The organism is Agromyces sp. NPDC057865, from assembly GCF_042796995.1.
Lineage (GTDB): Bacteria > Actinomycetota > Actinomycetes > Actinomycetales > Microbacteriaceae > Agromyces.
Window position 1 is genome coordinate 373,537 of sequence record NZ_JBHVMJ010000003.1, and the last position, 24,722, is coordinate 398,258.

Below are 24,722 nucleotides of genomic sequence, written 5' to 3' on the forward strand. Positions count from 1 at the left end.
GACGCTGCTCCCGGGATGCGAGAGGCTGGAGGGGGACCGACCCGAGAGGACACCATGGCCAGAGCAGTCGTCTACCGCGAGATCGGCGGACCCGAGGTGCTGCACCTCGAGGACGTGCCCGACGCCGTGCCCGGCGAGGGGGAGGTGGTCGTCGCGGTGCGCGCCGCAGGCGTGAACCCGATCGACTGGAAGCTCCGGTCGGGGGCCCGCGGCAACGGCACGGGTGGTCGCGCGGTGCGTCCGGGGTCGGATGCCGCGGGCGTCGTCGAGGCGGTCGGCTCGGGCGTCGACGGGGTGCGGGTGGGCGACGAGGTCATCGTGCGCAGCGCGCGCGGCGCGTACGCGACGCAGGTCGTGGTCCCCGCCGGACGGCTCGTGCCCAAGCCCCCTGCGCTCGGCTGGGCCGAGGCGGCGAGCATCGGCGTGCCCGCCGGCACGGCGTACCAGGCGATCCGATCGCTCGGCGTGGGCCCGGGCGACACGCTGCTCGTGCACGGCGGCGCAGGCGGGGTCGGCCAGGCGGCGATCCAGTTCGCGGTCGCCGACGGTGCTCGCGTCATCGCCACTGCGAGCGAGCCGAACCACGAACGGCTGCGCGAGCTCGGCGCCGTGCCCGTGGCGTACGGCCTGGGCCTCGTCGACCGGGTGCGCGCCGTCGCGCCCGAGGGCGTCACGGTCGCGCTCGACGCCGCGGGCACCGACGAGGCGCTCGATGCTTCGGTCGAGCTCGTCGCCGACCGCGACCGCATCGCGACCGTCGTGCGCGGCGCCGACGCGCCGAGGTGGGGCATCCATGCCTACGCGGGCGGCAGCGCCGTGCCGCTCAGCGACGAGGAGCAGCACTGGCGCGACGAGGCGACGGGCCTCGTCGCGCAGCTCGCCGCCGAGGGCCGGTTCGAGCTCGAGGTCAGCCGCACGTTCGGACTCGACGAGGCGGCGGAGGCGCAGCGCGTCAGCGAGGCCGGGCACGTGCGCGGCAAGCTCGTCATCCTCGTCTGAGCCGGTGCGGCATCCGTCGACGCGCGTTCGGCTCGCCGTACCGGGCTCGTGAACGTCGTCGGGCGCGGATGCCCCGCGGCATCCGTCGTCGTTCAGTGCACGCGGCGCGGTGCCGGGTCGGTCGACCGGCGCACCACCAGCTCGGGCTGGAACACGGTCTGACGGGGGATGTGCTCGGGGTCGGCGGTCTCCTCGAGGAGGATGCGCAGGGCGGTGCGGCCGATCATGCCGCTCGGCTGGCGCATCGACGAGAGCGGCACGGCCGCCGCGCCCGCGAACGCGATGTCGTCGAACCCGATGATCGCGATCTCGTCGGGCACCAGCATCCGCCCGCCGACGACCAGCGACTGCAGCAGGCCGAGCGCGATGAGGTCGTTCGCGGCGAAGAGCGCGTCGGGCCACTCGTGGCGCGGGCGCGAGACGATGCGGGCGCCCGCCGCCGCTCCCTCGTCGACCGTCATGGCCGCGGTCGCGACGACCTCGAGCTCGACGTGCTCCGCGTTCTCGGCGGCGACGCGTGCGCCTGCCAGGCGGTCGTTGACCTGGCGGATGTCGAACGGTCCGCCGACGAACGCGATGCGGCGACGCCCGGTCTCGATGAGGTGCTCGACGGCCATGCGACCGCCGGCGACCGAGTCGACCGACACCGAGCTGAACCGGCTGCTGCCGCCGAACCGGTCGACGAGCACGGCCGCGATGCCGCGCGAGCGGAGCCGCTCGAGCCGGGGGAGGATGTCGCCGTACGGCGAGATGAGCACGCCGCGCACCTGCTGCTCCTCGAACAGGTCGAGGTAGAGCTTCTCGCGGGAGACGTCCTCGTCGGTGTTGCCGTAGAGGATCGCGATGTTGTGGCGTGACGCCTCGTCTTCCGCGCCGCGCACGACGTCGTTGAAGAACGGGTTCTGGCCGTTGAGCACGACGAACCCGACGGTCGTCGAGACCCCCGCCCTGAGCTTGCGCGCCGCGTCGTTGCGCACGTAGCCGAGGGCCTCGATCGCGCGGTTCACGCGGGCGATCGACTCCGCCGACACCTCGTCGGGGCGGTTCAGCACGTTGGAGACCGTGCCGACCGACACCCCGGCGTGCTGCGCCACATCGCGGATGCTGGCCGGTGGCATTCGTGCTCCTCGTCGTCGATGTTGCACCGATGTCACGGGTGACTTGACCGATCACCCGTCCGTCCATAGAGTAGCCCTGAATCGCCCCTGAATCGATTCAGATCCAAATTCACCCTCGACGAGGAGGAACTCGTGCAGACGGACATCCCGCCGGCCGCAGCGGCCCCCATGCTGGAGCTCTCCCGGGTCGTCAAGTCGTTCGGCGCCGTCGTCGCACTTCGCTCCGGGAGCCTGCGCATGCAGTCCGGCTCCATCCACGCACTCATCGGCGAGAACGGCGCCGGCAAGTCCACGCTGGTCAAGATCGTGGCCGGGCTGTATCGCCGTGACGCGGGCGAGTTCCGCCTGAACGGCGAGGAGGTCGACTTCACGTCGACCGCCCAGTCGAAGGCCGCGGGTATCGCCGTGATCTACCAGGAGCCGACGCTGTTCCCCGACCTGTCGGTCACCGAGAACGTCTTCATGGGCCGCCAGCCGGTGGGCCGGTTCGGCCGCATCGACCGCAAGGCCATGCGCCGCGAGGTCGAGTCGCTGTTCCAGCGCCTCGGCGTGCGGATCGACCCCGACCGTCCGGCCGAGGGCCTGTCGATCGCCGACCAGCAGGTCATCGAGATCGCGAAGGCCGTGTCGCTCGACGCGCGCGTGCTGATCATGGACGAGCCGACCGCGGCGCTGTCGGGCGTCGAGGTCGACCGGCTCTTCGCGATCGCCCGCAGCCTGCGCGACGAGGGCCGGGCGCTGCTGTTCATCTCGCACCGGTTCGACGAGGTGTTCGACCTCTGCGACACCGTCACGGTCATGCGCGACGGCTCCTACATCGCGACGACGCCGATCGCCGAGATCACCGCCGACGAGCTCGTGCGGCAGATGGTCGGCCGCGACGTCACCGACCTGTTCCCGAAGATCGAGGCCGAGATCGGCGAGCCGCTGCTCGAGGTCGAGGGCCTGTCGAGCGCGGGCGTGTTCCACGACATCTCGTTCACGGTGCGCGCGGGCGAGATCGTCGGGCTCGCCGGCCTCGTCGGCGCCGGCCGCAGCGAGGTCGCCCGCGCCGTGTTCGGCGTCGACGGCTACGACTCCGGCTCGGTCTTGCTCGAAGGACGCCCGGTGAAGAAGGGCGACCCGGCACGCGCCATGCTGCAGGGCATCGCGCTGGTGCCCGAGGACCGCCGCAAGCAGGGACTCGTGCTCGAGTCATCCGTGGCTCGCAACATCACCCTCGCGATCCGCAACCAGCTCGCGAAGGCCGGCATCATCACGTCGGGCTTCGAGAACCGCGCCGCGAAGGTGTGGGCCAGCCGCCTCGAAGTGAAGACGAACGCCCTCTCGACGGTCGCCGCGACCCTCTCCGGCGGCAACCAGCAGAAGGTCGTGCTCGGCAAGTGGCTCGCGACCGAGCCGCGCGTGCTCATCGTCGACGAGCCGACCCGCGGCATCGACGTCGGCACGAAGGCCGAGGTGCACCGGCTGCTCTCCGAGCTCGCCGGACGCGGCATCGGCATCCTCATGATCTCGTCGGAGCTGCCCGAGGTGCTCGGCATGGCCGACCGCGTCCTCGTCATGCGCGAGGGCCGCATCACCGCCGAGATCGATCGCGCCGACGCCACCAGCGAGAACGTGATGTTCGCCGCGACCCACGCCCAGGGAGCCCACTCGTGACCGCCACGATCGAGAAGTCCGACGTCACGAAGCGCCTGCGCGCCGTCGGCGCCGCCCGCGAGTTCGGAATCCTCATCGCGCTGCTGCTCGTCATCATCGCCGCGACGATCGCGAACCCGAACTTCCTGTTCAGCACCGACGGATGGCGCGACCTGCTCCTGACCCCGTCGATCCTCGTGCTCCTCGCGGTCGGCCAGGCGATCGTCATCATCACCCGCAACGTCGACCTCTCGGTCGGCTCGGTGCTCGGCCTGTCGGCCTACCTGTGCGGGCGCCTGTTCATCGACCTCGAGGGCATCCCGATCGTCGCGGTGTTCGTCATCGTGATCATCTTCGGCGGGCTGCTCGGACTCGTGAACGGCGCGCTCGTCGCGTTCGCGAAGGTGCCGTCGCTCGTCATCACGCTGGGCACGCTGTACGCCTACCGCGGCATCAACGTGCTCTGGACCGGCGGCGACCGCATCAACGCGTCCGACCTGCCGCGCGACTTCCTCGCGCTCGGCACGGGGCAGATCCTGTTCATCCCGATCCTCACGATCATCGCCCTCGTCGTGCTCGCGGTCGCGGGCTGGCTCATGAAGAACACCCGCGGCGGGCGCGAGTTCTACGCGATCGGATCCGACCCGTCGGCGGCCGAGCTCTACGGCCTGCGCGTCACCCGGCGCCTGCTCACCGCGTTCGTGCTCTCGGGCGCCCTCGCCGGACTCGGCGGCGTGCTCTACGCCGCCCGTTACGGCACGATCAGCTCGCAGGCCGGATCGGGCTGGGAGCTCGACGCGGTCGGCGCCGCGGTCATCGGCGGCGTCGCGATCTTCGGCGGCAGCGGCACCGTGTGGGGCGCCGCGATCGGCGCCGTACTGCTGCTCACCATCAACCGCGCCCTCCCGATCCTCGGCATCCCCGACTTCTGGCAGCGCGCGGTCGTCGGCGCCCTGATCATCGGCGCCATCGTGCTCGACCGCGTCCTCGCGATCCGGCAGAAACGGAAGCTCCTCGAAGCCAGGGAGGAAGGCGAATGACCGCGACCACCACCACCGACGCGGCCGTGCGCACCTACCGCGACTACGACCGCCCCCTGTGGCAGCGCGTGCTGCTGACCCGCGAGATGGCGATCATCGCGCTGCTGCTCATCGTGGCGCTCATCGCGATCCCCACGGTGCGCGGGTTCAGCCAGCCGATCACGCTCACGTTCCTGCTCCTCGACGTGATGCCGATCCTGCTCATCGCACTGCCGATGACGCTCATCATCATCACGGGCGAGATCGACCTCTCGGTCGCGAGCATCGCGGGCCTCGCCAGCGTGCTGACCGGCGTGATGACGCAGGCCGGCGTGCCGTTCGAGCTCGCCGCCGTGCTGGCGATCGTCGCCGGTGCGATCGGCGGCGCGATCAACGGCTTCCTCATCACCGTGGTCGGCCTGCCATCGCTGGCGGTCACGATCGGTACCCTCGCGCTCTACCGCGGTCTCGCCGTGGGCCTGCTCGGCACCACCGCGATCACCGACTTCCCCGAGTTCTGGACCGACCTCGCCAAGGCGCGCGTGGGTGGTTCGAACATCCCGGTCGTGCTGTTCCTCTTCCTCGTGCTCCTCGTGGTGTTCGTGGTGCTGCTGCACTTCACGCCCTTCGGCCGCGGCATCTACGCCATCGGCCTCGCGAGCGAGGCGGCGCGGTTCTCGGGCGTGCGCGTCGAGCGGACGAAGTTCATCCTGTTCATGCTCTCGGGCACCATCTCGGCGCTCGCGGGCATCTACTACACGCTCCGCTACGGCAGCGCGCGCGGCGACAACGCGACCGGCCTCGAGCTGCAGGTCATCGCCGCGGTGCTGCTCGGCGGCGTGTCGATCTTCGGCGGCCGTGGCGCGATCCACGGCGTGATCGCCGGCGTGCTCCTCATCGGGGTGCTCGCGAGCGCGCTGCGCCTCGCGAACGTCACCTCCGACGTCATCAACATCATCACCGGCGTGCTGCTCGTGCTCTCGGTGGTGACCTCCAGCTTCCTGGCCTGGCTGCGAAAGCGGCGGCGAGCACCAGGGGGAACACCGCGCGTCGAGGCCTCCACAGCAGGGTGACCGGGCTGCGCGACTGTCGAGGCGATCACCATCGCCCTCATCCGATGAAGGGAAGAACAACGATGTTTCACAACAAGCGGCGTGCGGGCGCGCTGACGGCGCTCGCCGCGGCCGCGGCGCTGGTCCTGGCCGGCTGCGCGGTGGATTCGGGCAGTGGTGGCACCGGGGGCACGGAGGGTGGCGGCAGCGACAACCTGGCGATCACGTTCCTGCCGAAGAACCTGGGCAACCCGTACTTCGACACGTCGTCGGCGGGTGCGAAGGAGGCGATCGACGAGTTCGGCGGCACGTTCGCCGAGGTCGGCCCCGCGGAAGCGACCCCCGACTCGCAGGTGTCCTACATCAACACGCTGACCCAGCAGGGCGTGGGCGCGATCGCGGTGTCCGCGAACGACCCCGAGGCGATCTGCGACGCATTGAACGAGGCACGCGACGCGGGCGTGAAGGTGGTCACGTTCGACTCCGACACGAACCCCGAGTGCCGTGACCTGTTCATCAACCAGGCCACCGCGGAGGGCATCGCGAAGGTGCAGATCGACCTGATCGCCGACCAGATCGGCGACGCGGGCGAGATCGCGATCCTCTCGGCGTCGGCGAACGCGACGAACCAGAACGCGTGGATCGAGCTCATGAAGAAGGAACTCGAGAACCACCCGAACATCACCCTGGTCGACACGGTCTACGGCGACGACGACGACCAGACCTCGTTCGACAAGACCGCGGCGCTGCTGCAGACGCACCCGAACCTGAAGGGCATCATCTCGCCCACCACGGTCGGCATCGCGGCCGCGGCCCGGTACCTGTCGACCTCGGAGTACAAGGGCAAGGTCGCACTGACCGGCCTGGGCACCCCGAACCAGATGCGCGAGTACGTCGAGGACGGCACGGTCACCGCGTTCGCGCTGTGGAACCCGGCCGACCTGGGCTACCTGACCGCGTACGCAGCGAAGGCGCTCATCGAGGGCACGATCACCGGTGAGGAAGGCGACTCGTTCGAGGCCGGCAAGCTCGGCGACTACGAGGTCGGCGCCGACGGCACCGTCCTGCTCGGCGACCCGTACGTCTTCGACGCCGACAACATCGGCGACTTCGACTTCTAAGCCGACGTCGTCACGGCCGGGTCCTCCGTCCGGCCGCACCAGGGAAGAGCGGATGCCTCGCACGGGGCATCCGCTCTTCCGCGTCTTCCCCGTCTCGTGCGTCTTCCCCGCTCGGGCCGACTCCGCCATGATCGTCGTGGGGGTGGGACGCATGGAGATCTGCTCGTACGACGACACCGAGGCGCTGGCGGAGGCCGTCGACGTGATCCGGGCCGGCGGGGTGGTCGGCACGCACTTCGGCACGGTGTTCGGGCTCCTGGTCGACGGAAGCCACGCCGGCGTGGCCGACGAGATCATGTCGATCAAGGGCGCGGCGCGCGGGCACAAGCCGCTCGCCGTCGCCGCCCGGCCCGGACGGCTCCTCGAGCTCATCGACGTCGCCTCGCTGCCGCCCGAGGTGCGCCGCCTCACCGGGGAGTCGTGGTTCGCCGAGTCGCTGGGCGCCATGGTGGCGGTGCGAGCGCCCGCGGCGCCCGGGATCGCCATCCCCGAGCACCTCGTCTCCGAGGTGGACGGTCGCCGCTGGGTGCAGGTCTTCGACCCGCTGCGGATGCGGGGGGCATCCGACCTCATCGCGGCGATGTGGGCCGGGGGCGTCGACTGGGTCGCCGGCACGTCGATGAACGAGAGCGGGCAGGTCGAGATCGTCGACCTCGAGGAGGCCGTGGACTTCGCCGAGCGCCACGGGCTTCCGCTGCTGTTCCAGCCCGAGGCCATGCACGAGGCATCCGGTTCGCTGCCGATCCTCCAGCTGGACCCCGACGGGCTGCGGCTCGACCGGCAGGGCATCATCGCGCACAGCGACCTCGAGACCGCGACGCACGAGTCGATCGACGCCACGCAGGCGATCCCGGCGCACTACCCGCCGATGGCGGTGCCGCCCGGACTCCTCGACGGACTCGATCCCGCCGACGCGACGGCCGAGCTGCTGCGGCTGCTCTACCCGCTGTACCGGCCGGACGAGTCGACGGCCTGACCTGCGAAGAGCGGATGCCCCGCAGGGGAGGCATCCGCTCTTCGGTCTGTGGACGGACGGCGACCTAGGCGTGCAGGTCGACGCCCTTCGGCTCCTTCACGAGCGAGACGCCGATGAGCGAGACGACCGCGGCGATCGCGATGTAGACGCCGATCGTCCACGAGTGGCCCGTCGCGCCGATGAGGGCCTCGGCGATCATCGGGGCGAACGCGCCGCCGAGGATCGCGCCGAGCGCGTAGCCGATCGAGACGCCCGAGTAGCGCACGTTGGCCGGGAACATCTCGGCGTAGAGCGACGCCTGCGGGCCGTACGAGAGGCCGAGCCCGAACGTCATCACGAACAGGGCGACGAAGTACCAGACGATGTTGCCGGTGTCGATGAGGAACCACATCGGCACGGCCCACAGCGCGAGGAACGCGTAGCCGATCTGGAACGTGCGCACCCGGCCGAGCCGGTCGGAGACGGCTCCGCCCCAGAGGGTGAAGATCAGCCAGCCGAACGAGGCGAGCGCCGTCGCGAGGAGGACCGTGGGCCGGTCCATCCCGAGCACCGCGACCGCGTAGGTCGCGAAGAACGCGATGAGCAGGTAGCCCGCGGCGTTGTTGCCGATGAAGATGACCGCCGTGAGGATGACGTTCTTGCTGTTGTGGCGGAAGAGCTGGCCGAGCGGAGCGGACGATTCCTTGCGGCGACGGAGGAGGTCCTCGAAGATCGGGCTCTCCTCGACCGCGCGGCGGATCACGTAGCCGACGATGATGAGCACGATCGACAGCAGGAACGGGATGCGCCAGCCCCACTCCATGAATGCCTCGGGCGACATGGACGAGGTGAGGATGAACAGCGTCGAGGTCGCGAGGATCATGCCGACCGGCACGCCGATCTGCGGGAACGCGCCGAAGAAGCCGCGCTTGCGGTCGGGGGCGTGCTCGACGGCCATGAGCGCCGCGCCGCCCCACTCGCCACCCGCCGAGAAGCCCTGCAGGATGCGGAGCAGGATCAGCAGGATCGGTGCGGCGATGCCGATCGCGGCATACGTCGGCAGGAAGCCGATGAGCGCGGTCGAGATGCCCATCATGACGAGCGTGAAGACCAGCATCTTCTTGCGGCCGAGCTTGTCACCGAGGTACCCGGCGACGACGGCGCCGAGCGGGCGGAAGAGGAACGAGATGCCGATCGTGGCGAACGACAGCACCTGCGCGAGGCCGGGGTTGGACTCGGCGACCGGGGCGAGGAAGAGCGGGGCGAGCACGAGGCCGGCGGCCTGCGCGTAGATGAAGAAGTCGTACCACTCGATGGACGTGCCCACGAGCGTGCCCGCGAGGACCTTGCGTTCCTCGCGGGTGATGCTCCCGGTGCGTTCCTGTTCCTGGACAGATGTCGACATGCGAACTCCGTTGTTCTGATGCGTGCGGGGTATGGGGACCGGCACTGGGGTGGTGCGCCGCAATTCCTGACCGATCGTTCGGTCAGGTGTCCGACCATAGCGCATGGACGGCGCATTCCGGAAGTTCGGATGCGACGAACGGCCGGGTCTGTGCGGTGAGCGGTCGGGGCGGCGGATGCTGCGGGCGGGTGTGTGTTGTGCACGCAGTTGCGGCGAGTGGGCGATGTTGGCGGGGTGCGCGGGGTCAGGGCAGCCAAGATCGCCCAGTCGCGGCATCCGGATGCTGCGAGATCATCGAACCGGCGCAGATGCAGGGTTCGACTGTGCATCTGCGCCCGATCGATCTGGCGAGAGGGCGATGTTGGCGGGGTGCGCGCGGTCCGGCTCGCCAAGATCGCCCAGTCGCGGCATCCGGATGCTGCGAGATCGTCGAACCGGCGCGGATGCAGGGTTCGACCGTGCATCTGAGCCCGATCGATCTGGCGAGTGGGCGATGTTGGCGCGGTGCGCGGAGGCGGAGTCGCCAAGATCGCCCAGTCGTGGCATCCGGATGCCTCGTGCCGTCGAACCGGCGCAGATGCAGGATCGCGATCGCCGGGACAGTGCAGCTGCGACGGATCGACGGGGATGTGCCGCTACGCCGCCGCCTCGGCGACGCGCACCCGGCGACGCGCGGCGATGCCCGCGAACATGAGCCCGATGCCGAGCGCGGCCCAGCAGAGGAGGCCGACGAGGTCGGCCCAGCCGTCGCCGTTGGCGAGCGCCGCGAGCAGGAGGCCGAGCGCCGGCGTCGTCGGGAGCACCGCGGCGAGGGATTCGACGAACGGGGGGACCGTCGACGACAGGCCGACCGCGAGCGCCACCACGGCCACGAGCACCGCGAGGAACCGGCCGGGGCCGCCGAACGCCGCGGCGAGGCCCTGGTCGACCAGGGCGAACACGATCCCGATGAACGCGCACGCGCCGATGAACTTGACCCAGCCGAACGGGTCCGTCTGCACGGCGAAGAGCACCGCGATCCCGACGACGAGACCCTGTGCGGCGCCCAGCGCGACGCCCGGGAGCGCGGTCCGCAGCAGGATCGACCCCGACGACTCCGCCGTGAGCAGGGGCCGGGTCGGCACCGCCGACCGGGCGAGCGCGAGGGCGATCGCGCCGATCCAGAGCGCGATCACCGCGAAGAAGGGCACCGACTGCATGCCGGGCGCCGGCGTCACCCGGTCGGCGCGCACGGGCTGCGAGACGACCGAGGTGAGGATCGCGATGTCGTCGTCGGTGTAGGTCGGGATCTGCTCGACCGCCTGCGCGAGCCCGTCGGCGAGCTGCGCGGCGCCCGCGTCGACCTGCGCGGCACCCGCGGCGAGGTTCTGCGCACCGGTGTCGAGCGTCGCCGCCCCGTCGTCGGCCGAGGACGCCCCCGAGGCGACCTCGGCCGCGCCGGACGCCGAGGCGTCGACGCCGCCGACCAGGCCGGGCATCGCGTCGGCGAGCTGCTGGTTGCCCGAGGCGACCGCGTCCGCGCCGGCGGCGAGGGCGCCCACGTCCGAGTCGGCCTGCTGCAGTCGCGCGAGCGCCGCGCGGGCGCGGTCGCACAGCGGTCCGATCGTCTCGCAGACCGTGTCGACGACCCCCGCGAACTCGTCGGTGGCGCCCGAGATCGCGCTCGCCGCGGCATCCGTCGCCGACGCGATCTGGGCCGAGCCCTGCGCGAGCTGCGCCGTCTGGCCCGGAAGCGACTGTACGCCCGCGTCGAGCTCGGCGAGGCCGCTCGCGAGGGCGTCGGCACCGGCGTCGAGCTGGTCGAGTCCGGCCGCGAGCTGGCCCGCACCGGTCGCGAGCTGCGACGCGCCGTCGGCGACCGAGGATGCCCCGTCGGCGAGCTGCGACGCGCCGTCGGACGCCTGGCCGATCTGCTCGTTGATCGTGTTGAAGCCCGCGTAGACCTGCCCGAGGTACTGCGAGATGAGCTGCGCGTTGAGTGCGGACACCGCGGCCGAGGTGATCGCGGTGCTCAGCGCCGGGTCGAGCAGCGCCGACGTCGGGGCCGTCTCGACGTCGAGCTCGGCCTGCACCGCGTCGGACGCGGGTCCCGAGAACGACGTAGCAGACGCAGAGAAGGTGGGCGGGATCGTGACGACCGCGACGTAGGTGCCGTCGGCGAGGCCGGATGCCGCGTCGTCGTCGTTCGTGAGCACCCAGTCGAAGTCCGAGCCCGCGCCGGCATCGGGGGAGCCCGCGATGAGCCCGGCCGCGAACTGCCGCCCGACGGGCACGGTCTGGCCGTTCAGCGACACGGGCACGTCGTCGTTCACGATGGCCGCCGTGACGCGGTCGAGGTCCTCGGTCGGCGTCGACAGCGACCACGTCAGGAGCCCGCCGACGGCGAGCGGCAGCGCGACCAGCCCGATGCTCCCGAGCACGCCGAACCGCTCGGGTCCGGCGGTGGCGGCGAACGCGCGGCGGGCCATCTCAGCGCACCGTCGCCAGGGTCGGGCCGGCCGTGGACGAGGCGAGGGTCACGGTGCGCACGATCGCGCGCGAGGGGAGCAGGTCGTCGAGCCGGGCGTCGGGCCGGCACGCGACGACGAAGGTGAGGGGAGCGCCGTCGCGTCGGCGGTCGGCGATCGCGGCATCCGTCATCAGGTGGCGCACCCGGGCCCGCAGCACCGGGTCGGTCACCGCGTCGATCGCGTCGACCATGACGACGGATGCCCCGACGAGCGCATTCCGCAGGTCGCCGACCACGTCCTCCGTGCGGCCCGCGTGCACGTACGCGGTGCGCCGGCGCACGGCGCCCGCGCGCGTGGGGAGCACCAGCCCGTCGACCTTGACGCGCCCGCCGAGCACCGGCGACCGGCCGCCGAGCGCGAGCAGCACCGCGCTGCGCGCCGACGCCGTGCCGCCGCGCACGAGCAGCAGCTCGCCCGGTGCGACCGCGAGGTCCACCTCGGGTGCGCCCACGGCGTCGGACGTTCGGAGGCCTTCCGCGACGAGCGCGAGGTCGGAGCCGGGCTCGGGCCAGTCCGCGAGCTCGAGCTCGTGCGAGAGCCCCTCGCCCTCGACGTCGAAGCGGGGGAGCAGCCGGTCGAGCCAGGCGGGGATCCACCACGCGCGGTGCCCGAACAGCGCGAGCACGGCCGGGATGAGCGTCATCCGCACGACGAACGCGTCGATCGCGACGCCCACGGCGAGGCCGAAGGCGATCGGCTGGATCGACGCGTCGCCCTCGGGCACGAATGCGGCGAACACGGCGACCATGATGATCGCCGCCGCGGTCACGACCCGGCCCGAGCCGACGAAGCCCTCGATGATCGCGCGCCTCGGCCTGCCGTGGTGCACGTAGTCCTCGCGCATGCGCGTGACGAGGAACACCTCGTAGTCCATCGCGAGCCCGAACAGCACGCCCATGAGGATGATCGGCATGAAGCTGATCACCGTGCCGACGGACGCGACGCCGATCGGGCCGGCGAGGAAGCCGTGCACGAACACGAGCGCGGTGAGGCCGAGGGCCGCGGCGATCGACAGCACGTAGCCGAGCGCGGCGGTCACGGGCACGACGATCGAGCGGAACACCATCGCGAGCAGCACGAGCGAGAGCCCCACGATGAGCACGCCGAACGGCAGCAGCGCCTCCGTCAGCTGGATGGAGATGTCGATGCCCGCGGCCGTGTAGCCCGTGACCGCGAGGTCGACGCCGTACTCCTCCTGGAAGTGGTCGTGCATCCCGCGCAGCTCCGCGACGAGCGCCTTCGTCTCCTCGGAGTCGGGCCCGCCTTCGGGGATCACCTGCACGATGCCGGTGTCGCCCGCCTCGTTCGGCGTCGCGAGGGGCACGGATGCCACGCCCTTCACGGTCGCGATCTCGGCCCCGATGTCGTCCATGAGTCCGACGGGGTCCGTGCTCTGGATGACCTGGCCCGTGACGAGGAGCGGCCCGTTGTACCCCGGACCGAAGTGCTCGTCGATGAGGTCGTACGTGATGCGCGCGGGCTCGGCCTCGTCGAGCGAGCCCGCGTCGGGCAGCGCGAGCCTGAGGCTCGCCGCGGGCACGGCCAGCAGGCTCAGCCCGATCACGACGAGGGCGACCGTGACGATGGGCCAGCGGATGACGCCGCGGACCCATCCCGCGAAGAACCCGCGCCGCACCGGGGCCTCGGGCTCGTCGTCGGGGAGGGGTTCCGCGGCGGGCGCGTCGGGTGGCTCGGACGAGGCAACCGGCTCGGATTCCTCATCGGGAGCCGCCGGCTTCGCGGCATCCGTCACCGCCGCTGCCGCCGCGGCCGCGCCGCCCGGCCGGAACCGCCTCGCGACGACGTGCCACTTCGCGAAGCCGAGCAGCGCCGGCGTGAGCGTCGTGGAGATGAGGACCGCGATGGCGACGGCGAGGGCCGCCGCGACGCCCATGGTGGTGAGGAACGGGATGCCCGCGACGGCGAGGCCGAGCAGCGCGATGATCACCGTGGTCGCGGCGAACACCACTGCCGAGCCCGCGGTCGCCACCGCCCGCGACGTCGACTCCTCGGGTTCGATGCCCTGCTTCAGCTGGTCCTGGTGGCGGGAGATGATGAACAGCGCGTAGTCGATGCCCACCGCGAGTCCGAGCATCAGCGCGAGCAGCGGCGTGGTCGACGTGATCGTCAGGAACCGCGTGCCGACGTACACGATGGCGAGCGCTGCGCTCGCCCCGAGCAGCGCGGTGAGCAGCGGCATGCCGGCGGCGGCCAGCGAGGCGAACGTCACGAGCAGCACCACGAACGCGACCGCGAGGCCGACGAGCTCGGTCGCACTGATGCCGGTCGAGGTCTGCGAGAAGAGCTGGCCGCCCACCGATACCTGCGAGCCGTCGGGCAGGGATGCCTCGAGCGCGGCGCCCGCGGCCTGCAGCGACTGCGCCGTCGACGGCTCCACCGCCGTGGTGCCGACCGAGAGCTGGATCGGCACGAGCACGGCGGAGTCGTCCTCGGCGATGTTCGCGCTGCCGGGGGTGTCGTACGGGTTCGAGACCGACGAGACCTGCGGGATGCCCGAGATCGCGTCGATCGACGCCGCGACGTCGGCCTCGAAGTCCGACTGGGTGACATCGCCGCCGTCGGGCGCGACCGCGATGAGCTGCGCCGAGCTGCCGGCGACCTGGGGGAACGTGCGGGCGAGCGCGTCGAGCGCCTCCTGCGACTCCGTGCCCGGGATGCGGTACGTGTTGTCGGTGCCGGTGCCGACGAGCGCCGCGACGGTGAAGAGCACCGCGATCGCCACCGCCCAGCAGGCCACGACGAGCACGCGGGCCCGGTAGGCCCAGCGGCCGAGCATGGAGAGCACGGAGGACATGGCGCCCCGTTCCGATCAGCTGCCGTCCCGCCCGGCAGACAGTGCCCTCAACCTACGACCGGCCACGCGACAGCCGCAAGGCACCGATTCGGGGTACGTCCCGATACGCACGGCTCGGCGGCGCAGAGGCCGACCGGCGCTGTTGGCGAACATAGGCTCGAAGCGTGCCCCTCGCGACGATCGCCCTCGGCGACACCTCCTTCACCCTGCGTCGCGCCGAGCGCGACGATCTCGAAGCGCTGGTCGCGCTCATCGCCGCCGACGCGCTCCGTGCGAACGACGACAGCTCGGCGCCCGAGCACCTCGCGCGGTACGAGCGCGCGTTCGCGGCGATCGACGCGGACCCGGCGCAGACGCTCGTGGCCGTCGAGGCATCCGACGGCTCGGTGGTCGGCACCATGCAGCTCACGCTGATCCCCGGACTCTCGCGCGGCGGCGCGAGTCGCATGCAGATCGAGGCCGTGCGCATCGCCGACCGGCTCCGTGGCTTGGGACTCGGCGGCGCGATGATCCGGTGGGCGATCGACGACGCCCGGGCGCGCGGCGCCGCGCTCGTGCAGCTCACCTCCGACGCGCGGCGCACCGACGCCCGCCGCTTCTACGAGCGCCTCGGGTTCGCGGCGTCGCACGTGGGGTTCAAGCTGTTCCTCTGAGGCGATTACGCTGGCCGCGTGGCCGAAGACCCTCCGCTGCTCGACGTGGCCGGGCTCGACGCGACCGGTGAGCGCGTCTACGTGCACGTGCTCATGCACGGCCGGTCGAGTGCGGCCGAGGTCGCCGCGCAGTTCGACCTGGCTGAGGAGGCCACCCTCCGGCAGCTCGAGGGGCTGCGACAGCTCGGGCTCGTGACGCGCCTCGAGGGCCGGCGGCCGCAGTACTCGGCGGTGGACCCCCGGTTCGCCCTCCGAGCGGTGCTCGATCGGCTGAGCGACCAGGCGATGCGGATCCGCGAGGCGATCCCCATGCTCGTCGAGTACTTCGATGCGGCGTCGCCGAGCGAGTCGGGGTCCCACCAGGCGGTCGTGCTGACCGATCCCGACACGGTCGCGGCCTGGTACGCACGCCTGCAGCACCAGGCGACGCGCGAGTTCCTCTCGTTCGACCGGCCGCCGTACGTCTCGGCCTCGTTCGATCCGTTCGAGGCCGAAGTGCTCGCCCGCGGTGTCGACTGGCGCGCGATCTACACGCTCGCGAGCTTCGACGAGGGCTCGACCTGGGACGAGGTCGAGGGACTCGCCGAGCAGGGCGAACAGGCGCGCATCACCGATGAGCTGCCGGTCAAGCTCGCGATCGTCGACGGAGAGATCGCCCTGATCTCGCTGACGCTGGAGCCGGGACGCGTCGACGCCCTCATCACCCACGCGCCGCCGCTCGTCGAGGCACTGCGGGAGCTGTTCGAGTTCCACTGGTCGCGGGCCGTGCCACTGCCCGACGCCCGCGCGCAGGTCGGCGACGCGGGAACCGAGGGGCGGCTGCTGCCCGGTGCGCAGGTCCGGCAGGCGTCGGTCGAGGAGCGGTCGATCCTGGCGCTCATGGCCGTCGGGATGAAGGACGAGGCGATCGCGCGGCAGCTCGGGATGTCGCCGCGAACGCTCCGGCGCCGCAGCCAGGAGCTGCTCGCCGAGCTCGGTGCGGGCAATCGCTTCCAGGCGGGCGTCGAGGCGGCCCGCCGGGGCTGGATCTGAGCGCCGACAGCGTCTCGTGTAACGCCCGCGTTTCAAGATCTGGCCGGTAGCGGTCGTTGGCCTGAACCGGACATCGTGGCCGAGGAGCGCTCGCGCACAATGAGACCACCGTCGGCCCCTCGCGGGTCCGCCGCCCGGTCCCACCTCGTTTCCAAGGACTCCCGTGATCACACCTCCGCGCTCCTTCCATGCATCGCGGCGGCGCCTCGGCGTCGCCGTCGTGGCGACGCTGCTCGCCGCGTCCGTCGCCGTCGTCGCTCCCGCACCCGTGGCGGCGGCGCAGCCGATCCCGCCGTCCGAGCGAACGGCGCCGGCCGCTGCGTCGCCCGTCGGCGCCGACCCCGCCTCCGAGTTCGCCGACGGACGCTACATCGTGACCCTCCGCGACGAGGCCGTCGCGACGTACGCGGGCGGCGTGGACGCCTACGCGGCCACCCGGGCGAGGGAGGGCGACGAGCTGAACGCGCGCTCGAAGCGCGCCGTCGCCTACGCCGAGCACCTCGCGGTCACGCAGGAGGCCGTCGCCGGGTCGGTGGACGCCGAGATCATCAGCTCCTACACGCTCGCGACCAACGGGTTCAGCAGCCGGCTCAGCGCCGAGCAGGCCGCGTCGCTCGCGGCCGACCCGCGCGTGGCGACGGTCGTGCCCGACGAGCTCCTGCACATCCAGGAGGCCGTGCCGTCCACCGAGTTCCTCGGCCTCAGCGGCGACGGCGGCGTCTGGGACGACCTCGGCGGCAGCGACGCCGCCGGGGAGGGCATCGTCGTCGGCGTCATCGACACCGGGATCTCGCCAGAGAACCCGTCGTTCGCCGGCGACCAGCTCGGCGACGCATCGGGTCCGGCGCCCTACCGTGACGGGGACGCCATCGTCTTCGAGAAGGCCGACGGCGGCACCTTCCGCGGCGCCTGCGTGGGCGGCGAGCAGTTCGACGCGGCGGACTGCTCGACCAAGCTGATCGGCGCCCGGTACTTCGTCGAGAACTACGGCGGCGACTACATCGGCCGGGAGCGGGGCGAGGTCCTCTCGCCGCGCGACGGCAACGGCCACGGCTCGCACACCGCCAGCACGGCCGCGGGCGAGTTCGGCGTGACCGCGATCGTGGGCGGACGCGAGTTCGGCGAGATCTCGGGCGTCGCGCCCGCCGCGAAGGTCGCCGCCTACAAGGTCTGCTGGGCCGGCCCGACGCCCTCCGACGACGGATGCTCCACCGGCGACATCCTCGCCGCCATCGACGCCGCGGTGCACGACGGCGTCGACGTGATCAACTACTCGATCGGCGGAGGCGCAGCCCTCACGACGGTGTCGCTCACCGACCAGGCGTTCCTGCGCGCCGCGGCCGCCGGCATCTTCGTCGCGGCATCCGCCGGCAATGACGGACCGGAGGCATCGACGGCCGACAACGCGGCGCCGTGGGTCACCACCGTGGCCGCCTCCACCATCCCGAGCTACGAGGCGACCGTTCGCCTCGGCGACGGCCGCGCCCTGCCTGGCGGCTCGATCACCGTTCCGGCGGGCGGTGTCGCCGGTCCGCTCGTCGCGGCATCCGCCATCGCTGCGGCCGGTGCCGCCGACCCGCGCCTCTGCGGCCCGGGCACGCTCGACCCGTCGCTCGCGGCCGGACGGATCGTGCTCTGCGACCGCGGCGTGATCGACCGTACGGCGAAGTCGGCCGAGGTGGCGCGCGCGGGCGGCATCGGCATGGTGCTCGTCAACGCGACGCCCAGCTCGATCGACGTCGACGCGCACGCCGTGCCGACGGTGCACGTCGACGCCGAGTGGTACGAGGCGCTCAACGACTACGCCGCCACCTCCGATGCCTCGGCCGTGCTCGAGGACGGGAACACGACCGGTGGCCCGTCACCGGCGACGCCGCAGATCGCCGGCTTCTCGTCTCGGGGCCCGATCCTCGCCGACGGCGGCGACGTGCTGAAGCCCGACCTCACGGCGCCCGGCGTCGCGATCCTCGCCGACGGCCGCAACGCCGAGGGCGAGGACCCCACGTTCGAGCTGCTCTCGGGCACGTCGATGTCGTCGCCGCACGTGGCGGGCCTGGCCGCGCTCTACCTCGGCGAGCACCAGCAGGCGTCGCCGGCCGAGGTGAAGTCGGCGCTCATGACGACCGCGTACGACACCGTCGGCCCCGACGGCGCGCCGATGACCGATCCGTTCGCGCAGGGCGCGGGGCACGTCGACCCCACCCGCTTCCTCGAACCCGGCGCCCTGTTCCTCAACGGCCTCGACGACTGGTACGGCTACGTGCAGGGGCTCGGGATCGCGGACCTCGGCGTGGCGGGGATCGATCCGTCCGACCTGAACCTCGCGTCGGTCTCGATCGGCAGCCTCGCCGGCGTGCAGGCCGTGACGCGCACCGCGACCGCGACCGCGGCCGGCCGCTACGAGGCGCAGCCCGTGGACGTGCGCGGCGTCGACGTCACCGTCAGCCCGTCGGTGCTCGAGTTCGGCGCGGCCGGCGAGGAGCAGCAGATCACGATCACCTTCCGCCGCACGGATGCCGCGCTCGACGCCTTCACGACGGGCGTGCTCCGGTGGAGCGGCGACGAGGGCTCCATCACCATGCCGCTCGCGGTGCGTCCCGTCGTCATCGCGGTACCCGGCGAGGTCCACGGCGAGGGCGTCGCCGGCTCCGTCGGGATTCCGGTCTCGGCGGGCGACACCACGGATGTCCCGATCGACGTGCAGGGACTCGTCGCCGGTCGCGTCTTCCACGGCGCCATCACGGCGGGCGTGCGCGACCGCCACGTGATCGACATCCCCGAGGGCACCACGCTCGCGCGGTTCGACCTCGACGCCGCCGACGACGCGGCCGACCTCGACCTGCGGCTGTACACGGTCGATCCGTACGGCGTGACGTGGCAGATGCGGGAGGCGACCTCGCCGAACGCGGACGAGCAGATCGTGCTGCCCGACGCGGGCGCCGGGCGCTACGTGCTCGAGGTGGACGCCTTCTCGGGCGATGGCGACCTCGACTACGACCTGACCGCGTACCTGCTCGGCGGTGACCCGGCTGCGGGCGCGCCGACCGCCGACCCCGAGGTGCTCTCGATGCAGCTCGGCGAGCCGGCCGCGGTCGACGTGTCGTGGTCCGGCCTGGCTCCCGGCTCCCGCTACTACGGCCGGGTGCGGTTCGTCGACACCCGCGCCGTGACCGACGTGGTCGTCACGACGCCCGGCGAGCCGCTCGTCGATGACACCGAGACCTCGATGACGGTCGCTCCCGGCTTCGTGCGGCCCGGCAAGCCGTTCGCCGTGACTTCCGTCGGGCTCGAGCCGCGTGCCGCGTACACCGTGACGTTCGACGGCGCCCCCTTCGCGACCGGCGTGGTGGGCGACGACGGCAGCGCCGGCCGCCAATTCACGATGCCGGCGGATGCCGCGGAGGGCCCCCACGAGCTGCGGCTGGTCTCGGGCGACCGAGCGGCCGATGGTGTCGTGAACGCCGCGTCGCTCCTCGTCTACGAGGCGTGGGGAGCAGTGGACTACCTCGCCGACGGGACGGCGACGGCGGCCGCGGAGTTCTCCTATGGCGGCCGCGGCACGTCGCACGTCGTCATCACCAGCGCGGCGGGCACGGTGCTGCTCGACGAGCGGCTCGAGCTCGACCTCGACCCCATGTGGGACGTCGACTCGCGGCGATCCTCGAGCGTGACGGTGACCCCGGGCGACTACGTGGCGAGCGTCTCGACGGTCGCAGCGGACGGGGGTGACCTGCAGCTCCACGAGCAGACGTTCACGGTCGAGGCGACCGCGCCGAACGCGCTCACGCTGACGCCGAACGCCGACGACCCGAACGCGATGGACCTCCGGTACGACAACAGCGTGGGCGCGGTCTCGCAGCTCACCATGCGCTACAAGCTGTGCGCGGGGCCGCTCGTGTTCGCCTCGCTGTGGGTCGACAAGCCCGTCGTCTCGGGCACGTTCGATGTCACGGCCGTCACCGGCGTCGACGTGATCCTCGAGGGCGCCCTCATCGGCTCCTATGAGAACGAGGGCTCGGACCGCTGCGCCGAGGAGCCCGAGATCTCCAACGAGTTCTGGGCGACCTTCTCCGACGGTTCGCTCGAGGACGGTGCCCCCGCCGCCGCGGCCGAGACGCCGATCACGCTCACGATGACGAACCGGTACCCGGCCTACAGCAGCGGGTTCGACCTCTCGGTCGGCTACGGGGACTCCATCTACTCGGGTCGCTTCTACCTCGAGTCGGTGCCGCACGACCGCGTCACCGAGCCCGGGCCGACCGAGTCGCGCACCATCCAGGTCGAGGAGGATGCCGCGTTCTGGGTGCGCGCCAAGTACGAGGTGATCCACGACGACTACCAGATGTCCGCGCACCGGCTGATCCTGACGACGCCGGTGGCCCTCGAGGACCTGGCGCCGGTCGTCGACCCCGGTGATCCGGGTGACCCCGGTGATCCGGGCGACCCCGGTGACCCGGGCGACCCCGGCGACCCCGGGAACCCGGGAGGCCCCGGACATCCCGGCGACCCGGGCGACCACCCGGGCGGCACGAAGCCGCCGGCGGGCGGATCGGGCCTGGCGCACACCGGCGCCGACATCGCGGCCGCCGTGGCGCTCGCCGGCATCGTCGTGGTGCTCGGTGGACTGCTGATGGTCGCCGAGTTCCGTCGCCGGCGGCGCGCCGAGCGCTGAGCCCGCACCGGCCGGATGTCGTCACGAGCGGCATCCGGTCGGTTCGGCGCGGTGCGGTCGCCTAGGGTCGAGGCATGCCCACGCCCGACTTCGTGCTCGAACTGCGCCGCCACGTCGGCACCCTCCCGCTCTCGCTCGTGGGCGTGACCGCGGTCATCCTGCGCGGCGACGAGGTGCTGATCGGCCGGCGCTCGGACGACGGCGCCGTCACGCCGGTCACCGGCATCGTCGATCCGGGGGAGGAGCCGGCGGATGCCGCGCAGCGCGAGGCGCTCGAGGAGGCGGGCGTGCGCATCCGCGTCGACCACCTCGCATGGGTGCACCAGATCCCGCGGATCACCTACGCGAACGGCGACCAGGCGGACTACCTCGACCTGACGTTCCGGTGCACGTGGCTCGAGGGGGAGCCGTTCCCGGTCGACGGCGAGATGACGGAGGTGGGCTGGCATCCGCTCGGCGACCTGCCCGAGATGAGCGAGGAGCAGCATCGGCGCATCGCCGCTGCGATCGACGGGCAGGGCGCGGCGCGATTCGAGGGCGGCGCCTGACGCCTCACCCGCCGTGCGATAGCGCGACGGGTCGACCGTCACGCGTCGGGATCGAACGCGAGCCACGCGCGGATGAGCGCGGCCACCGCCGCCTGCGCCGCGGGGTCGTCGGCCGGCGGTGCCGTGAGGCTCGCCCGGATGTCGGAGTGCCAGGTGAGCAGCCCGTCGGGGTCGCCGTCGAACCGGGACGCACCGCCCGCGCGCTCCGCGCGTGCGGTGCCGAAATGCAGGATGAGTCGGACCGGCCCGCGCGGGCCCGAGTTCACGGTGACCCGGTCGACGCCGTCGAGCACGAAGTCGGGCGAATTCCATTTCACGGTCTCGACGAGTCGCGGCTCCGCCTCGCGCACGAGCGAGCGCAGCAGCTCGACCTGTGCTCGCCGCGCGGGATCCTGGGCGGCGAGGAACTCGTCGACCGTGCGGAAGCGATCGGCCATGCGGTTCAGCCCAGCTCCAGCCGCATGAGCACGCGGGGGAATCCGTTGAGCACCGAGTCGGTGTCGGCCGCCTTCGTGAAGCCGGCGCGCTCGAACAGTCGTCGCGTGCCCACGTAGGCCATCGTGAGGTCGACCTTCTCGCCGTGGTTGTCGACCGGGTAGCCCTCGATCGCCGGCGCGCCGTGCTCGCGCGCGAACCGCACCGCGCCCTCGAGGAGATGATGGGAGATGCCCTCGCCGCGGTGCCCGGGACGGACGCGGATGCACCACACCGACCAGACGTCGACGTCGTCGACCTGCGGGATCTTGCGATTCGTGGCGAAGCTCGTGTCGGCGCGCGGGTGCACGCCCGCCCAGCCGACGACCTCGTCGCCGTCGTACGCGAGCACGCCCGGGGGCGGGTCATGCCGCACGAGCCGCCGCACACGCTCCCCGCGCTCGGGGCCCTGCAGGGACAGGTTCTCCTTCGAGGACGTGAGCCGATAGCTCAGGCACCAGCAGACGTTGGCGTCGGGTCGTTTCGGCCCGACCACCGCGCGCACGTCGACGAACCTCGTCGCCGGACGCACCTCGATCGCCATATCGCCACCCTGCCAGCGGCCGCCGACGCCGGCAACGGGGGCAGCGGCCGCGGCCGTGAGGACGTCTTCACCACGGTCGGCTCGGGACGTAATCAGTCGCAGCAGTGGCATCCTTCGTCGGCTGAATCCAGAAGATGACGAGCACGATGAGCCCCGCGATCGGCACGAGCACCCAGAACATGTGGCCCCAGCCGTAGCCGGCGTCGCGCAGCCTGCGCACGCCGACTGCAAGCGTCGGCAGCAGCGCCGCAAGCCCCCACAGGCTCGTGAGCAGCCAGCCGAGGTTCGCGCCCTCGCCGAACGGCACGACGCTGAAGAGGCCGAGCGCGCTCGCCACCAGCACGTAGAACAGCGTCCACCACCAGAACTCGGCGCGCCCGGCGCGGCCCTCGAACTCCGCGTACTTGCGCACGACCGTCTGGATCGCCTCGCCGAATGACATCGCCGGGTCTCCCTCTCGGATGCCGCCCCAGGATGGGCGTCCGTGCCACCATCATGCCGCAGGGCTCGCCCGCCGCGCGGATGGGAAATCCTCCGGCTACTCCTCCGCCCAGGTCTGCACGATCACGTCGGACGCGTGGATGCAGAGCACTCGGAGCGGGCCGGTGCCCGCGTTCTTGAATCCGTGCCAGACGCCCGCCGGCACGGTCGAGGTGTCGCCCGCGTTCGCGACGAGCTCATGGTCGCCGATGGTGATGCGCGCGGTGCCCTCGATCACGACCCACGTCTCCGCGTAGGGATGCCAGTGCAGGCCGGGCCCCTCGCCGGGGTCGTTGTCGACGTAGAAGTACGAGATGCCCGATCCGTGATCGCGCCCCACGAACCGGCGCGTCCGTCCGGAGCCGATGCGGAGCGCGTCGCCGGGGACGATCACCGGTTCGCTCGGCGGTGTCATCGTGGGTGCCATGGTGATCTCGGTGGAATAGGTCGCACTCGTCATCGGATGCCTCGATTCGGTCGTCGGGTCGCCATCCGGGTCAACACTGTCGGATGCCCCATGCGAAGTCGACCCGCCCCGCCGTCGGGCCGACCGCAGGGCGCCGGGGCTCTGGGGCCGACGTGACTCAGGTCGGAACCGGTCCGGAGGACCTGCGCACGACGAGCTCGGGCGGCGGCACGTCGATCGGGCGCACGTCGGTGCCCTCGATCTGCGCGAGGAGCGTCAGCAGGGTCTGGCGCCCGCGGCTGTCGAAGTCGATGCGCACGGTGGTCAGCGGCGGGTCGTAGTACGCCGCCTCGGGGATGTCGTCGATGCCGACCACGCTCACGTCGTCGGGCACGCGGAGGCCGCGCTCCTTGAGGGCGAGCATCGCGCCGAGCGCCATCTGGTCGTTGGCCGCGAGGATCGCGGTCGCGTCGAGGTCGGCGCGGGAGCGCACGGCCTCGTAGCCCGATCGCGCCGACCAGTCCCCGGCGAGGATGCCCGCCGAGGCCACGCCGGCAGCCTCGATGCCGGCCTCGTAGGCGAGGATGCGGTTGCGGCTCGCCGACCAGTTGCGGGGGCCCGCGATGTGCAGCAGCGTGCGATGTCCGAGGCCGACGAGGTGGTCGATGAGCGCGGGGATGCCGACGCCGTTGAGGTCGGTCGGATGCCCCGTGATCGCGTCGTCGGCCTCGGTGTGGATGAACGCGGGCACGCGGAACTCCGTCGTCTCGAACGCGCGCGTCATCTCGTCGGTGTTCGAGAGCGCCAGGACGCCCGCGAGGTCGTGCTGGGTGAGCATCTCGACGGACTCCTCGATCGCCCGCGGGTTGCGCACGTCGAGGGAGATGAAGTCGAGCACGTAGCCGGCCTCGCGCGCCGCGGCGCTCGCGCCCTCGGCCACGCGGCTCGGTCCCACCTGCGAGAGGTCGTGGGTGAGCGCGCCGATGCGGTGCGAGCGGCCCGACTTGAGGCTGCGGGCCGTGAGGTTGGGGCGGTAGTCGAGCTCGCCGAGCGCGCGCTCGACCTTCTCGCGGGTCTCGGGGCGGATGCCCTCGAAGCCCTTGAGGAAGCGGCTCACCGTCTGGTGGGAGACGCCGGCCGCCTGTGCGACGTCGTAGATCGTCGCCGGCTTCTGCTGCGGCGTCCCCGATGACAGCTCCACCGAGGTCGTGCTCTCGCTCATCCCCCGATCCTTCCCGAAGCGCGTGCCGCGTCACGACGCCCCGGAACGGGGGCCATTCG

General features: G+C 72.0%; 19 protein-coding genes. 10 read left to right on the top strand and 9 right to left on the bottom strand.

Translation table 11 applies throughout. The features are described from left to right. Nucleotides 1-54 precede the first annotated feature (54 nt). On the top strand, nucleotides 55-999 hold the full coding sequence (locus ACFVN5_RS14660) for an NADP-dependent oxidoreductase (RefSeq protein ID WP_376955972.1): 945 nt from the start codon (nucleotides 55-57) through the stop codon (nucleotides 997-999). A gap of 92 nt (nucleotides 1,000-1,091) precedes the next feature. On the opposite strand, the gene ACFVN5_RS14665 is transcribed toward ACFVN5_RS14660, so the two are convergent. Next, entirely contained in the window at nucleotides 1,092-2,117 is a 1,026-nt protein-coding gene (locus ACFVN5_RS14665) for a LacI family DNA-binding transcriptional regulator (protein WP_376955973.1), read from the bottom strand. A gap of 168 nt (nucleotides 2,118-2,285) precedes the next feature. On the opposite strand from ACFVN5_RS14665, the gene ACFVN5_RS14670 reads away from it, so the two are divergent. From ACFVN5_RS14670 to ACFVN5_RS14690, 5 genes are all read left to right on the top strand, one after another. Further along, on the top strand, nucleotides 2,286-3,776 hold the full coding sequence (locus ACFVN5_RS14670) for a sugar ABC transporter ATP-binding protein (RefSeq protein WP_376956821.1): 1,491 nt from the start codon (nucleotides 2,286-2,288) through the stop codon (nucleotides 3,774-3,776). Further along, nucleotides 3,773-4,795, top strand: a complete 1,023-nt coding sequence (locus tag ACFVN5_RS14675; protein ID WP_376955974.1) for an ABC transporter permease — start codon at nucleotides 3,773-3,775, stop codon at nucleotides 4,793-4,795. The genes ACFVN5_RS14670 and ACFVN5_RS14675 overlap by 4 nt, the downstream gene beginning before the upstream one ends. Further along, nucleotides 4,792-5,847 carry an ABC transporter permease gene (locus ACFVN5_RS14680; protein ID WP_376955975.1) on the top strand — a complete coding sequence of 352 codons (1,056 nt, stop codon included), beginning with the start codon at nucleotides 4,792-4,794 and terminating at the stop codon, nucleotides 5,845-5,847. Before ACFVN5_RS14675 ends, ACFVN5_RS14680 begins: the two co-directional genes overlap by 4 nt. 62 nt (nucleotides 5,848-5,909) lie before the next feature. Beyond that, a complete protein-coding gene (gene rhaS, locus ACFVN5_RS14685; protein WP_376955976.1) occupies nucleotides 5,910-6,947 on the top strand; it encodes a rhamnose ABC transporter substrate-binding protein in 1,038 nt (345 codons plus the stop codon). A gap of 52 nt (nucleotides 6,948-6,999) precedes the next feature. After that, nucleotides 7,000-7,923: a hypothetical protein gene (locus ACFVN5_RS14690; protein WP_376955977.1), complete on the top strand. Its 924-nt coding sequence runs from the start codon at nucleotides 7,000-7,002 to the stop codon at nucleotides 7,921-7,923. 64 nt (nucleotides 7,924-7,987) lie between these two features. Here the strand turns inward: ACFVN5_RS14690 and ACFVN5_RS14695 are convergent, their stop codons facing one another. The 3 genes from ACFVN5_RS14695 to ACFVN5_RS14705 all read right to left on the bottom strand — a co-directional run bounded on the left by ACFVN5_RS14695 (nucleotide 7,988) and on the right by ACFVN5_RS14705 (nucleotide 14,632). Beyond that, entirely contained in the window at nucleotides 7,988-9,307 is a 1,320-nt protein-coding gene (locus ACFVN5_RS14695; protein WP_376955978.1) for an MFS transporter, read from the bottom strand. A gap of 635 nt (nucleotides 9,308-9,942) precedes the next feature. Continuing rightward, a complete protein-coding gene (locus ACFVN5_RS14700; RefSeq protein WP_376955979.1) occupies nucleotides 9,943-11,775 on the bottom strand; it encodes a hypothetical protein in 1,833 nt (610 codons plus the stop codon). Nucleotide 11,776: 1 nt separating this feature from the next. Further along, nucleotides 11,777-14,632 carry an MMPL family transporter gene (locus ACFVN5_RS14705; protein WP_376955980.1) on the bottom strand — a complete coding sequence of 952 codons (2,856 nt, stop codon included), beginning with the start codon at nucleotides 14,630-14,632 and terminating at the stop codon, nucleotides 11,777-11,779. Between the two features lie 164 nt (nucleotides 14,633-14,796). Between ACFVN5_RS14705 and ACFVN5_RS14710 the strand changes: the two genes are divergently transcribed. From ACFVN5_RS14710 to ACFVN5_RS14725, 4 genes are all read left to right on the top strand, one after another. Further along, nucleotides 14,797-15,285 carry a GNAT family N-acetyltransferase gene (locus ACFVN5_RS14710; protein ID WP_376955981.1) on the top strand — a complete coding sequence of 163 codons (489 nt, stop codon included), beginning with the start codon at nucleotides 14,797-14,799 and terminating at the stop codon, nucleotides 15,283-15,285. An 18-nt stretch (nucleotides 15,286-15,303) separates the two neighbouring features. Continuing rightward, nucleotides 15,304-16,317 carry a helix-turn-helix domain-containing protein gene (locus tag ACFVN5_RS14715; RefSeq protein ID WP_376955982.1) on the top strand — a complete coding sequence of 338 codons (1,014 nt, stop codon included), beginning with the start codon at nucleotides 15,304-15,306 and terminating at the stop codon, nucleotides 16,315-16,317. A gap of 163 nt (nucleotides 16,318-16,480) precedes the next feature. Continuing rightward, on the top strand, nucleotides 16,481-20,989 hold the full coding sequence (locus ACFVN5_RS14720) for a S8 family peptidase (RefSeq protein WP_376955983.1): 4,509 nt from the start codon (nucleotides 16,481-16,483) through the stop codon (nucleotides 20,987-20,989). Nucleotides 20,990-21,063: 74 nt separating this feature from the next. Next, nucleotides 21,064-21,537, top strand: coding sequence for an NUDIX domain-containing protein (locus ACFVN5_RS14725; protein WP_376955984.1), 474 nt, complete (start codon nucleotides 21,064-21,066; stop codon nucleotides 21,535-21,537). Between the two features lie 38 nt (nucleotides 21,538-21,575). Here the strand turns inward: ACFVN5_RS14725 and ACFVN5_RS14730 are convergent, their stop codons facing one another. From ACFVN5_RS14730 to ACFVN5_RS14750, 5 genes are all read right to left on the bottom strand, one after another. Beyond that, nucleotides 21,576-21,974, bottom strand: a complete 399-nt coding sequence (locus tag ACFVN5_RS14730) for a DUF1801 domain-containing protein (protein ID WP_376955985.1) — start codon at nucleotides 21,972-21,974, stop codon at nucleotides 21,576-21,578. Between the two features lie 5 nt (nucleotides 21,975-21,979). Then, a complete protein-coding gene (locus tag ACFVN5_RS14735; RefSeq protein ID WP_376955986.1) occupies nucleotides 21,980-22,555 on the bottom strand; it encodes a GNAT family N-acetyltransferase in 576 nt (191 codons plus the stop codon). A 67-nt stretch (nucleotides 22,556-22,622) separates the two neighbouring features. Continuing rightward, nucleotides 22,623-22,997, bottom strand: coding sequence for a DUF805 domain-containing protein (locus tag ACFVN5_RS14740; protein ID WP_376955987.1), 375 nt, complete (start codon nucleotides 22,995-22,997; stop codon nucleotides 22,623-22,625). Between the two features lie 96 nt (nucleotides 22,998-23,093). Beyond that, entirely contained in the window at nucleotides 23,094-23,462 is a 369-nt protein-coding gene (locus ACFVN5_RS14745) for a cupin domain-containing protein (RefSeq protein WP_376955988.1), read from the bottom strand. A gap of 157 nt (nucleotides 23,463-23,619) precedes the next feature. Then, nucleotides 23,620-24,663, bottom strand: a complete 1,044-nt coding sequence (locus tag ACFVN5_RS14750) for a LacI family DNA-binding transcriptional regulator (protein ID WP_376955989.1) — start codon at nucleotides 24,661-24,663, stop codon at nucleotides 23,620-23,622. Between the last annotated feature and the right edge of the window lie 59 nt (nucleotides 24,664-24,722).

What these genes read in the sequence shown, in the direction of transcription:
- ACFVN5_RS14670 (WP_376956821.1), top strand. Translation starts at nt 2,286, where the DNA reads ATGCTGGAGCTCTCCCGGGTCGTCAAGTCGTTCGGCGCCGTCGTCGCA.
- ACFVN5_RS14745 (WP_376955988.1), bottom strand. Translation starts at nt 23,462, where the DNA reads ATGGCACCCACGATGACACCGCCGAGCGAACCGGTGATCGTCCCCGGC.
- ACFVN5_RS14730 (WP_376955985.1), bottom strand. Translation starts at nt 21,974, where the DNA reads ATGGCCGATCGCTTCCGCACGGTCGACGAGTTCCTCGCCGCCCAGGAT.
- ACFVN5_RS14665 (WP_376955973.1), bottom strand. Translation starts at nt 2,117, where the DNA reads ATGCCACCGGCCAGCATCCGCGATGTGGCGCAGCACGCCGGGGTGTCG.
- ACFVN5_RS14725 (WP_376955984.1), top strand. Translation starts at nt 21,064, where the DNA reads ATGCCCACGCCCGACTTCGTGCTCGAACTGCGCCGCCACGTCGGCACC.
- ACFVN5_RS14750 (WP_376955989.1), bottom strand. Translation starts at nt 24,663, where the DNA reads ATGAGCGAGAGCACGACCTCGGTGGAGCTGTCATCGGGGACGCCGCAG.
- ACFVN5_RS14695 (WP_376955978.1), bottom strand. Translation starts at nt 9,307, where the DNA reads ATGTCGACATCTGTCCAGGAACAGGAACGCACCGGGAGCATCACCCGC.
- ACFVN5_RS14690 (WP_376955977.1), top strand. Translation starts at nt 7,000, where the DNA reads ATGCCTCGCACGGGGCATCCGCTCTTCCGCGTCTTCCCCGTCTCGTGC.
- ACFVN5_RS14700 (WP_376955979.1), bottom strand. Translation starts at nt 11,775, where the DNA reads ATGGCCCGCCGCGCGTTCGCCGCCACCGCCGGACCCGAGCGGTTCGGC.
- ACFVN5_RS14740 (WP_376955987.1), bottom strand. Translation starts at nt 22,997, where the DNA reads ATGTCATTCGGCGAGGCGATCCAGACGGTCGTGCGCAAGTACGCGGAG.
- ACFVN5_RS14735 (WP_376955986.1), bottom strand. Translation starts at nt 22,555, where the DNA reads ATGGCGATCGAGGTGCGTCCGGCGACGAGGTTCGTCGACGTGCGCGCG.
- ACFVN5_RS14680 (WP_376955975.1), top strand. Translation starts at nt 4,792, where the DNA reads ATGACCGCGACCACCACCACCGACGCGGCCGTGCGCACCTACCGCGAC.
- ACFVN5_RS14660 (WP_376955972.1), top strand. Translation starts at nt 55, where the DNA reads ATGGCCAGAGCAGTCGTCTACCGCGAGATCGGCGGACCCGAGGTGCTG.
- ACFVN5_RS14705 (WP_376955980.1), bottom strand. Translation starts at nt 14,632, where the DNA reads ATGTCCTCCGTGCTCTCCATGCTCGGCCGCTGGGCCTACCGGGCCCGC.
- rhaS (WP_376955976.1), top strand. Translation starts at nt 5,910, where the DNA reads ATGTTTCACAACAAGCGGCGTGCGGGCGCGCTGACGGCGCTCGCCGCG.